The sequence below is a fragment of the Arenibacter lacus genome (assembly GCF_008711145.1).
Taxonomy (GTDB): domain Bacteria; phylum Bacteroidota; class Bacteroidia; order Flavobacteriales; family Flavobacteriaceae; genus Arenibacter; species Arenibacter amylolyticus.
Window position 1 is genome coordinate 1 of the sequence record NZ_VVIN01000020.1, and the last position, 12,326, is coordinate 12,326.

The window sequence follows — 12,326 nt, forward strand, 5'->3', positions numbered from 1 at the left end:
GCTGCCAACAATGGCAGCTTTTTATAATTCTATCGGAATACTACTTTAATTATTGCTTTGTGCCTTTAACAACTACATTGGCACTTAAATTTAAAGTAGAGGTTACACTGATGGAACTTAGATTGAGTCCTAAAGCCGATTCTACCTCCAAGAGGGAATTAAAATATAGCTTGTCACCTTCCTTTTTATACGAGGCAAAAACCAGTTCATAATCTCCTTCTTGCAAGAATACCAAGTTATAAGACCCTGTAAACCCTTTTGCTTCCGCACTAGTTACGGCATTGGCAAAGGTAATGCCACTTTTCCCCGCACCTTTTGTTTCTACATCGGCATTGAACGTTCCCTTTTTATAGGCGTACACAATAATTTTATCCGAGGTGTTTTTAGAATCGCTTACCGTTCCAGAAATTTTTCCGGTTAGTTCTGCATTTACAGTTCTTATTCCTGCAGAAAGTTCACTCATCGTCACAAATTCAAAATCGCTAGACCCATTGCTCGTATCTTCTTTAATGATCTTCCTAAGGTCAAAATCAACCACAATTACATTTTTAGCTTGGGCAAGCACCTCAAAAGTATCCGTAACCTTAATTTTGTTGGAGGAAGCGACCAATGCATCCTTTTCCCCATTTGCCTTTTCAATGTAGCAACCTGGAGCGTTTCCATACACATCCTTATCAAAATCTAATTCAAATACGATATTTGAATACGACTTTGCCTGTAGGTCTAGATTACCCAAGACTTTGGTTTTTCCCTCTACCAAAGCAGCCAAATTAACGGTAGTGGCACTAAAACCCTCCAAGGCTTTCCCATCTACTGTAACATTGGTAATGGTTACAAAAGCAGCTTTTACATCGGCATTATCTATTGGGGCATCGGTAATCTCAAAACTAGTGTTGTACGTTTCACCTTCCATCGGAGAATCGTCATCTTTACTACATGACACCATAGCCATTACAGCGATAACTGCCAATCCTGAATTCTTTAAAAAATTCTTCATACTCTTCATAATAATTTTAAGTTGAACATTTGCCTATAAAACAATTTAAGCTTGGGTAACCCTACTCCAAAACTGTTAAATTCTTCACAACGTAGTTTTTTTCCTGATAATAAGTGGCGTAACCCCTTCATTAAAAGCAGGCGCTCCTGCTGTTTTAGCAGGTTCATTAAGATTTGAATTCATCCAGGAAGCATAGAGCACAAATTATTCTCTTTATTCGTAATAATTACATACCCCATGGTTCCAATTCCAAATAAAAATTCGATTTTTGTAATGAACGCCACTTACCATTATTCAGTATGCCATTAATAAAAGCAGATAAAATTTAATTGAGCACCTAAATTTTAATTAGGATATTTTTTAATCCCCTATGAGTAATAATCCCCTTCTCCCCTCATACCACCCTATAAACCTTCCTAATACCCTATATTCTTCCATTTGTGAACTAACTTCACAACTTCTTGAACTCCCCAAGGAAAGAGTCGCCATTTTGGAAGCATCCACAAGTAGTGATCTATCCGCAGGCAGACTAACAGAGTCCATGGTAAGGCTAGAACCTTATATAAAATATCATCTAAGCGCAAAACCCAAGGAGCCGCTAGTTATTTCCAATATTCTAACGGACGAACGAACCAAAGAATTGTTTGATGAGCTCACTCCAGACTTTCCCGTTTTTATAGCAATAACCCCTTTAGTAGACAGTTTGGGGGCCCTAATGGGGCTGATTTTTATTTGGGACCGACAAGAAAGAAATTTAACTTCAAAACAATTAAAAAGCTTACAGACCCTAGCCAACCATACCCTTACCTTAATTAGTGGCCTCCAAAATACACTTACAAAAGTAAAACCCAGTACGGAAAACAAGAGCAATTCCAACAGTGGGGTTAGTACCCACAAGCAGAAATTGGGTTTATCGTCTAAACGCACATTAAAAAAGAGCAACGACCATGCAAAGAAGGGTTATTGGAGTATTAATCTAAGTACTTTTTTCATTTCCTGGTCAGATACTATGTATGCCATTTGGGGAAGGAATAAAAAGTCTTTCAAACTTAATTATGAAGATATCCTAGCAACCGTTCACCCAGAGGACCGCGATAAGTTTATCAAAAAAAGTGGTGAGTCCTTTTATGGACAAGGGATACATGATATTAGCTACCGAATTATACTACCAGATGGCACTGTAAAATGGGTGCATGAATTAGGACATCTTGTGGTAAACCAAAACGGTGCTACCAATATTTTTGAAGGCACCATAGAAGATATAACGGAGCAGAAAAAGGAAGAACGGCAACTAAAGCTTTTACAATCCGTAGTAGTCAATACCAAGGAAGCGGTTTTGGTTACAGAGGCCCATCCATTAGAAGAAGGAGGACAAAAGATTGTTTTTGTCAATCAGGCTTTCGTTGCAATGAGCGGATACGCTGTTCAGGAAGTTCTCGGGAAGTCTACCTCCATCCTCCTAAGTCCCAATGCAGATCCCAACAAGCTAAGGAAAAGAAGGGAAGCCATGCAACAGTGGCAGGCATTTGAGACTACCCTGACCAGTAGGAATAAGAACGGAGAGGATTATTGGGTCCACTGTGTTGTGAATCCCGTAGCAGACGCAAATGGCAACTATACCCATTGGGTTTCCATAGAGCGGGATGTGACTGAGAAAAAGAATTTGGAGCTGCAGGAAAAAATACTGAACGAAATATCCGTTTTACTCAATAGTCACGAAGTTCTGGAGACCTGTTTGGAAAAAATTCTACAACATCTAATTAAAAGGATCAACTTTAGCGTGGGCCAATTTTGGATTCCGAATTCGGACCGCTCTACCATGACCCTAGCCGCACAAGTTTTAAAAGATCCTAAAGACACTCCCCTATTAATGAGTAAGGAAACCTATACCCCTTTAGGCTTGGGAGAAGGTTTGCCCGGCACGGTGTGGCAAACCAATAGAACTCTGGTATGGGACAGTGTGGAAAAGGAAATAGATATGGAAAGAGCAACCGATCTACATCCGTCCAGCAAAAAAGCATTTACCGGTATTCCCCTAATCCACAACGATAAGGTAAAGGGAATCCTTGTTCTTGGGGTAGAAAATACTACTAAGAGCCCCTTGTTTTATGGTAAATTATTTAAACAGTTACAAGCCAATTTAGGAGCAGCTGTTAAACGGAAGATTTTGGATCTAGAACTGGATCAAATTTTTAATTTCACCCCAGATATTCTATGTAAAATTGGCGATGATGGAATGTTTAAAAAAATAAATCCGACAGCTACCAAACTGTTGGGTTTTTCGGAGCAAGAAATCCTCTCCAAGAAAATTATTGAGTTTGTCCACCCCGAAGATAGGGAAGAAACTGTGGAACAGCTTATTGGCCTATACCAAGGAAAGCCCCTCCGATATTTTGAAAACCGCTACCTCACCAAGGAAGGGAAAATTAAATGGCTCAGTTGGACTGCCGATCTAACCCATGAAAAAGGAATTACCTATGCTGTGGCCAAGGATATTACGCAAAAAAAGGAAATTGAAGGGCTATTAAAGGATGTTTCCAAACTGGCACGTATTGGAGCATGGGAATTAAATTTGGAAAATGACACACTCTATTGGTCCGAGATGACCAAGGAAATCCATGAGGTGGATAAAGACTTTGTTCCAAGCCTACAGAATATAGTTGGATTTTATGAGGTTCAGGAAAATGCCAAGAAATTTATTGAAATCATAAAAAGTAAATTCCTTGAAAATAAAACGGTCGATTTAGAATTTCCTATAAGAACGGCAAAGGGGAAGGAGAAGTGGATTAGGGCAATTGGGAAACCTGAATTTTTTAATGATAAATGTATACGAATATATGGTAGTTATCAGGATATCCATCAGCTCAAGTCAGCTGAGCAAGAATTTATAAAGGCAAGTAAAGAGAAAAAGATGATACTGGAAAGTATTGGAGATGCCTTTATATCCCTAACTACTAATGGTATAGTTACTTATTGGAATCAAAAAGCAGAAGAATCCTTCGGAATCGATAGAAAGCAAATCTTAGGCAAGCACTACCAGAATGTATTTACTAATGAAAGAGATCAGGAGATTTTCACCAAAATATTCACTTCCATTAAACTCAAGGATCTACTATCATTTGAGAGATATTTTCCCAATTCAAAAACTTGGTATGAAATTAATGCCTACCCATCCGATTATGGAGTCTCTATATATTTTAAGGATGTAAATGCGCGTATAGAAGCAGAAAAAGAAATAGAACTTACCAATGAGCGATTTAAACGGGTGGCACAATCAACCAACGATGCAATTTGGGATTGGGATATCACCAATAACTCCTTATTTCTAAGCGAAGCTTTTAAAACCCATTTTGGACATAACGTAAGCAATGCGTCCCAAAACCTTCAGTTATGGGAAAACCTACTACATCCTTCAGATAAAACTCGGGTACTTAACTCCTATTACAAAGCAATTGATAATCCTGAAGAATTGTTTTGGGAGGAAGAGTACCGATTACTAAAGGCAAATGGGGAGTATGCCTATATATGGGATAAAGCAGCGGTTATTAGAGATGGGCAAGCCAAAGCCATTCGTATGATAGGGGCATTAACCGATATTAGTTTGCTTAAGACCCATGAAGAGGCATTAAAGCAGCTGAATCGCGAGCTCCAGGAACGGGCACTGAATATAGAGGCTCAAAATGAAAAATTAAGGGATATTGCCTGGACGCAATCGCACGTGGTAAGGGCTCCGTTAGCTCGTTTGATGGGCTTGGTCTATTTATTGAAAGATGATATAGTACCCGAAGAAGAGAAGATGGAATTTTTATCTAATATCCTTTCATCGGCTGTAGAGTTAGACGGGATCATCCGGGAAATAGTGGCTAAATCACAAGCGGTAATTCCAGAAACCAACGATTAGCTTGAGTTAATGACTACTAACCCTTGTCTAAGTATTGGTATAAAGCGTAGTTACTATTTTTCCTTTACCATCATTTGAGGCAACGCACAACAACTGTTTTGCATGCCTCGGCTTAAAATGGAAAGGGGGTGCCAAGACATCTACCCCACTACCTTTTTTTAATCGGGTTCCTTGTCCAGAAATTACATCTTTATTAGGAATAAAATCTCCATCGGGAATATGTTCTGTGAGAATAACATATTTATAATGGGATACCTTATCCAAAATGCGTTGCACCTCGTTGTTGGAAACATGTTGCAATACCTGACGTATTAACACACAATCCCCAGAGGGCAGCTTATCCACGGCAATATCCAGACAATGGAACTCCAGGTTCCCATCTTTATACTTTTCCTTATTATGGGCAATAAGATCTGCTACAATATCTATGGCGATGTATCTCTTGGAATGCTTCACCAATTGCTTGCCTACATTAAAATCCCCACAACCTAAATCGCACACTACCAAGGGTGGAGTAAAGGTTTTTAAGAATGAGGTTACCACAGAAATATAAGGCGCAACTATATCTGGATGATGCGACCCTACACCTGAATAATACACTTCTTCGCCTGCTCCCCAGAGCTTCATTTCATAGACTTGTGTCATAGCCTGCTTTGTAGGCCAAGGGTTCTTTATTCTTTTTACTTTCCGTTTCATAATTACGCTAACAAACCATAAAAATAACCGATTAGTACCATGTTTTTAGCACATAAGAACAATTGTGGTGTCAATAACGACTTTTAGCCTACAGCTAAGGGCAAAATGGCAAACCTATTATACATCAGCGTATACTTATGGGTTTCTCATTTTGCATTGGGATATAAGCATCAAAAATAGGATTTAATGAATTATATGATTTAATTACATTCCAATATTATGAATTAAAGAAATGATCTAATTACAAAAATCTTGATGTATTCGCACATGGACAATTTTCTTGTAATTTTACCTTCCTTAAATAAACCCTTCGTATGAAAATCCTACATACTTCCGACTGGCATATCGGGAAACAGCTACATAAATATGACCTTGCAGAGGACCTAGATTTATTTTTTAGATGGTTAATAGACTATATCAAAACGGAAAACATTGACGTTCTATTAGTTTCTGGCGATATTTTTGATCAGGCCAATCCGTCTCAAGCAGCTTATAAGCAGTATTACGATCTATTAAAAAACCTGATACACCTAGATTGCAAAATTATACTCACTGGTGGAAACCACGATTCTCCCGCTGTTTTAAATGCACCTGCCGAATTACTAAAAGCATTCGATATATCAGTGATAGGCGGCGCTAAAGATGCCATGGAAGATATGTTTATTCAGGTAGAAAAGAACAGTGAAAAGCTGGTGGTAGCCGCTATTCCCTTCCTAAAAGATCGCGATATCCGGAAGTCGGCCGCAGGGGAAAGCTACGCTACTAAAATAGAACAGATTAAAGATGGTCTTCGCAGTTATTTTTGGAACGTAAACGAGCATTACAGCCAGCATTATACTGATGAGGTATTTATAGTAATGGGGCATTTGTATGTAAAGGGAAGCCAGTTATCCGAAAGTGAGCGCGATATACAGATTGGGAACCAAGCTGGGGTGGAGGCCAATATGTTTAGAGACCTACCAGATTATGTCGCCCTAGGGCATATTCATAAACCACAAGTGGTTTCTGAGGCCCAAAACATTCATTATTGCGGTTCTCCCATTCCATTGAGCTTTTCTGAAAAAGAAGATCGCAAACAAATAAATGTAATAACCCTAGAAAACAACGAAATTTCCAAGGTAGAAATTGTTCCTGTTCCTAAGCATAGAAACCTAATTACCTTTGAGGGAAACCTCCAGGAAGTGGAAGCCAAACTACAGACCTATTCCGAAACTACCACCCTACCCTCCCTAGTGGAACTTATCGTAAATGAGGAAAGGGAAGATTTGGAAAAACGTCAAGCTTTTGAAGCACTCACCGATTCAGAATTCGGCAATAACCTCAAAATTGTTAAATCGCGCCTCAATTTCAAAAGTAAAATCCGAGGAGCTAGTGATGCTTTTGCGGTAGGAACCGATGTGTCCGATGTTACCCCCATGCAAATGTTCGAGAAAAAACTGGCATTACAGAGCGAACTGGAAAACACAGAGGATTTAAAAAACGCTTTCCGCGAAATTATTGAGGAATTGAACCTATAGTCCATGAAGATTTTAAAAATAAGATTTGAAAATATACACTCCCTAAAAGGAGAACATGAAATTGATTTTGGCGAGGGCATTTTAGCAGATGCAGGATTGTTTGCCATTACGGGCCCTACCGGCTCTGGGAAGTCTACCCTATTAGATGTCATAACCCTTGCCTTGTACAACCGTATTGCTAGGGTAGACAAAACGGTAAGTAACTCTATCCTGGAAGACGATGGGGGCATCATGACCCGTAACATGAAAAGTTGTTTTGCAGAGGTAGAATACCGTGTAAATGGAAAAAATTATCGCAGCCACTGGTCTATAGAACGGAATAGAAATAATAATCTAAATGCCCGAAAACAGGAATTGGTAGAAGTTGCTACCCAGCATATTTTGGAGGAAGGCACCAAAACACCCCAGAAAAACCAAGAGATCATTGGCCTAAGCTATGAGCAATTTGTTAAAGCCATGGTGCTTTCGCAAGGGGAGTTCAGTAAACTGCTCCAAGCTCCTAGAAACGAACGCAATAAGTTATTGGAAGACATTACCGGGGCGAGATCTTATCGTGAAATTGGAAAGGCAGTCTATTTCCGCTACAAGCAGGTAGAAAAGAATATTGCTTTAAAAGAGGCTGGGCTAGAAACCATTGCATTGCTTACAAAAGAAGAAATTGAAGAAAGGCAAAGTAAACTGAAGGCATTAACCCAATCGAAACCTACCATAGAAAAGGCCTATGAAAGCGCCTCAGAAAGAATAAATAATAGAAAGGAACTTCAGAAAAAGCAAACTGAGCAGAAAGCCCTGCAAACAGAACAGCTTCAGTTAAAAAAAGATTGGGAGACCTTTCATCCCTATAAAGGAGAATTGGAACAACACGATAAACTAGCTAAATATGGGGCCATCTTAGCTGATTTTGATGCTATAACAAAACAAGAGCTCCAGTTTAAAGAGGCAAGTGACAAACTCGGGAAATCTAAATCCCTAGCAACAATCCAACTCAATTCTCTTTTGGAAGATTCTAATAAACTTCTAGGAGAAAAGGTGGATGTGACCACCGTTAGCGAAAAATTAGAGGTTTTTCGCAATAAAATTGTACAACTACAAGCAGAAGAGAAAAACAAACAAAAGGAAGCCTCCTTATTCCAAGAGCAGGTCAGCATCTACATAAACAAAGTTAATCAGCTAGGGTATCCATTACCTATGGCCGATAAACCCGAACTATTGAAACCCCAAATAGATGCCGTACACCAATCCATACAGAGCGTCCTACAAAGTTCCGGGGCAAACTCCCTAGAGCAATTGGATTTGGAATTGGAAACCCTTCGAAATTTAAACGAAAAGGCAGGGGATTTTCTAAATGCCAAAGAACAGCATCTCAAACTTCAAAAAAACCAGGAGACCCAGCTAGCAAAACTAAAAGAGGTAAATGAGCAGTTAGCAAAAAATAGAAAAATCATAGGATCCTTGGAAAAAGAGGTAGGTGTGGCCTCCAAGGAAATAGAAAGCCTTGAAAAATCGTTGGAACAACAACGTAAACATCAAAGCCTAGAGGCATATCGCTCGCAATTAGAACCAGAGCAACCCTGTCCCCTCTGTGGATCCCTGCACCACCCCTATGCTTCGGACACCCCCCATTTTGATGCAAACGAGGAATTGCTAAACGAAAAAAAGAAGTCGCTTCAAAAGGATTCAACCAACTTAATAAACCTTAAAGCCAACACTGAATTTCTGCAAAAGGGAATTCCCGATATCAATTCTGGGATGGCTACCCTTAAAGAAGAAGGTGCCAAGTATGAGGAAACTTTATACAAATTGGGACAACAGCTAAAATGGGATTATAAAAACGACTTGGCGACCTTACAATCTAACCGACACGATTTAAACCGTCGTATAAAAAATATGGAAAGGTCTAAACAAGCCTTCCAAGCGGCTTCCATTTTTAAGGATATAGAGGAGCGATTAAAGCAATGGGAATTGGCATTGACCTCATATACAAAATTAAAACAGCAGCGGACTGCCCTCTTTTTCGGTCCAGATATCAATAAAAAGGTACACGAACTTAGCACTTCCATTACGCGTTCTAGTTCTGCTATTTCCTCCCTAAAGGAGCAAATAAAGGAGAATGCAGATAAACTAAAGTCAATTTCGAGTGAAAAAGTAAAGAAAGAGACCGAGTTAAAGGGCATTATATTTAAGGAGGAATTAGACTCCTTGCAAAGTTTACGATCGGGAATACTTCCAGAAGAACGTGCCAGCAAAATAAGAAGACGTGAGAGTCAGCTTAAAGAGATACGAACTAAGCTGACCGAGATAGAGAGCTCTTTGAAAAAAGCATTGGTGGAATTATTGAAGAAAGATGACCCCACACTTTCCATGGAGGATTTAACCACCTTATTTAAGGATGCGAAGACCAATTGGGATAATCTATCCGTAACTATTGGTAAAATTTCCCAAAGTCTTGAGGAGGATAAAAAAGCTAGGCAACGCCAACAAAAGGTTCAGGAAGAAATAGACCTCCTCAAAAAGGATTTGTCCCTCTGGAAAACTATGAATGATTTAATTGGTGATGCTACCGGAAACAAATTCTCCAATTTTGTGCAGGACCTGACTTTGGAGCAGCTTATTGGCTACGCCAACAAACGACTTTCGGAATTCAGCGATCGATATCTTTTGGATATTCCCACGGCTGAAGAAGCCGAGAAGAGCGATACGCTAAAAGTATATGATAAATATATGGGGAATGCCCGTCGTTCTGTACGAACCTTATCGGGCGGTGAAACCTTTCTGGTAAGTTTGGCCATGGCCTTTGCCCTATCTGATATTGCTGCTAAAAATGTAAAGATAGAATCGCTTTTTATCGATGAAGGATTTGGAACTTTAGATCCGGAAACACTAGACCAGGCAATTACAATTCTAGAGAAAATGCAAAATGAAGGAGACAAATCGGTAGGGGTTATATCGCACGTAAGCGCTTTAAAAGAACGGATTACCACACAAATTCAGCTGGAAAAAGGTAGTTTAGGGTATTCTACCTTAAAGGTGGTGCAATGATCCTTTGGCACGAGCGTGACGTCTGTCTGCCGACATAGGCAGGCTCGTGCCAGCGAATGTTTTTTAGTTATGAAATGATATACATGCAGCTCTGAACATACCCATATCATTATCTGCCCTATACTTGTAGCTAGGACCAAGAGCATGAGCAATTACCAAACCTAAACTACTTTATAAGTTTCATCCTTTGTTATACCCTTTGCGGCATGGAAAGCCCGCCCAGGATTAGTCGGGCAAGCCTTTAGCTGGTGCTTCTATTGAATACAGATTGGGATTTTTTAGTATAAGTAGTTTTTTTTGTACAAGTAATTTCCAAATAAACACATTGCCAAATCACCAAATTATCAACCCAACCAGCCTTCTCGATCCAAGCTTCTATATTGAATGGCCTCCCCAATATGCGTCCCGTTAATTTCTGATACCTTATCCAAATCGGCTATAGTGCGGGCTACTTTTAGGATTCGGTCGTAAGCACGGGCAGAGAGGTTTAATCGCCCCATGGCATTTTTTAGCAATTCCTTGGAAGCGTCGTCCATTTTACAATATTTTCGTATCTGTTTGGTATTCATCTGGGCATTATAATGTACGGTATCCGTATCGGCAAAACGCAGGGTCTGGATTTCCCTAGCTGCTGTGACTCTCTTTCTAATATCGACACTACTTTCTCCTTTTCGGTCTTCCGATAATTTCTCGAAAGGTACCGGAGTCACTTCTATATGGATATCAATTCTGTCTAATAGCGGGCCCGATATTTTACTTAGATACCGCTGCATTTCTGCGGGCGAAGAAGTAACGGGGGCATCAGGATCATTAAAATACCCTCCTGGACTGGGATTCATACTGGCTACCAGCATAAAACTACTGGGGTAGGTTACGGTGAACCGTGCCCTTGAAATAGTAACTTCCCTATCTTCCAAAGGCTGTCGCATTACTTCCAGAACTCCCCGTTTAAACTCTGGCAACTCATCCAAGAACAATACCCCGTTATGGGAAAGGGAAATCTCCCCTGGCTGGGGATAGGCACCGCCTCCAACGAGGGCCACATCACTAATGGTATGGTGTGGACTCCGGAAGGGCCTTTGGTTCATAAGCCCCATATTTTTGATTTTCCCAACCACACTGTGGATTTTGGTGGTTTCCAAGGCTTCATGAAGGGTCATTGGAGGCAGTATGGATGGGAGTCGCTTTGCCAACATCGTCTTTCCAGCTCCTGGCGGACCTATAAGGATAATATTATGTCCGCCTGCAGCGGCAATCTCCATACACCGCTTTATGCTCTCTTGTCCCTTCACATCCGAAAAATCGTATTCAGGGAAATCCAAGGTTTTATAGAATTCCGCCTTAGTATCTATAAGCGTTTGTTCTAAGGGTGTTCCTTTATCGAAAAATGAAATTACTTCTTCTATATTCTCTATGCCATATACTTCCAGGCCATCTACAATCGCAGCTTCACGGGCATTTTCTTTGGGGAGAATAAACCCCTTAAATCCTTCCTCCCTGGCCTTTATGGCAATAGGCAAAGCTCCTTTTATAGGCTGTAAGCTGCCGTCTAAGGACAGTTCTCCCATGATTATATAGTTCTCTATGGAGGATGATTTAATCTGTCCGGAAGCAGCCAGAATTCCCAGTGCCAAGGTTAGGTCGTAGGCAGAACCCTCTTTTCTAAGGTCTGCTGGAGCCATATTGATTGTAATCTTTTTCCCTGGAATGCGGTAGTCATTATTGAGCAAGGCCGCAGCAATTCGATAATTACTTTCCTTGATAGCGTTGTCTGGCAAACCCACCAAGTGATAGCCAATTCCCTTGGCTATATTTACTTCAACCGTAATGGTTGTGGCCTCTACGCCAAAAACTGCACTTCCGTAAACCTTTGTAAGCATCCCAATCTATTTTACTTAAATGTAAGTAATTTATGCCTTTATAGGGCTATTACTCTTAGGTAAAATAGACCAACTACTGTAATATTAGGCGATTACAAGGTGTAAGAGACTCTAAGATGTTGGACTAAAGTCCAGATTATCCGTTGCCTAATTACCACCTGGCAGTTCATATTTATAAATCAAGGAGCAGCAGACTTGATTTTTAGGAAGCTTCATTAATGGATTTATTATTCGTTTCACTATAATTAGGTGAACCAGATCAACTTTTATCATTTTCAAATCAGTCCATTTTCAAA

The 12,326-nt window shown here is 40.0% G+C and carries 6 protein-coding genes; 3 read left to right on the forward strand and 3 right to left on the reverse strand.

The window, feature by feature from the left end:
* Window positions 1-49: 49 nt before the first annotated feature.
* On the reverse strand, window positions 50-997 hold the full coding sequence (locus F1E73_RS07965) for a DUF4382 domain-containing protein (protein ID WP_086478580.1): 948 nt from the start codon (window positions 995-997) through the stop codon (window positions 50-52).
* Window positions 998-1,367: 370 nt separating this feature from the next.
* Here F1E73_RS07965 and F1E73_RS07970 point away from each other — a divergent pair, with 370 nt between their 5' ends.
* On the forward strand, window positions 1,368-4,898 hold the full coding sequence (locus F1E73_RS07970) for a PAS domain S-box protein (protein WP_150451613.1): 3,531 nt from the start codon (window positions 1,368-1,370) through the stop codon (window positions 4,896-4,898).
* Window positions 4,899-4,925: 27 nt separating this feature from the next.
* Here the strand turns inward: F1E73_RS07970 and F1E73_RS07975 are convergent, their stop codons facing one another.
* Entirely contained in the window at window positions 4,926-5,543 is a 618-nt protein-coding gene (locus tag F1E73_RS07975; RefSeq protein ID WP_394334944.1) for a class I SAM-dependent methyltransferase, read from the reverse strand.
* A gap of 365 nt (window positions 5,544-5,908) precedes the next feature.
* Here F1E73_RS07975 and sbcD point away from each other — a divergent pair, with 365 nt between their 5' ends.
* The gene (gene sbcD, locus F1E73_RS07980) at window positions 5,909-7,111 is read left to right on the forward strand and encodes an exonuclease subunit SbcD (protein ID WP_150451614.1); all 1,203 of its coding nucleotides are present in this window, start codon (window positions 5,909-5,911) and stop codon (window positions 7,109-7,111) included.
* Between the two features lie 3 nt (window positions 7,112-7,114).
* Window positions 7,115-10,150, forward strand: a complete 3,036-nt coding sequence (locus F1E73_RS07985) for an SbcC/MukB-like Walker B domain-containing protein (RefSeq protein ID WP_150451615.1) — start codon at window positions 7,115-7,117, stop codon at window positions 10,148-10,150.
* Between the two features lie 344 nt (window positions 10,151-10,494).
* Here F1E73_RS07985 and F1E73_RS07990 read toward each other — a convergent pair whose 3' ends face one another.
* Window positions 10,495-12,030 carry a YifB family Mg chelatase-like AAA ATPase gene (locus F1E73_RS07990; RefSeq protein WP_150451616.1) on the reverse strand — a complete coding sequence of 512 codons (1,536 nt, stop codon included), beginning with the start codon at window positions 12,028-12,030 and terminating at the stop codon, window positions 10,495-10,497.
* Window positions 12,031-12,326 lie beyond the last annotated feature (296 nt).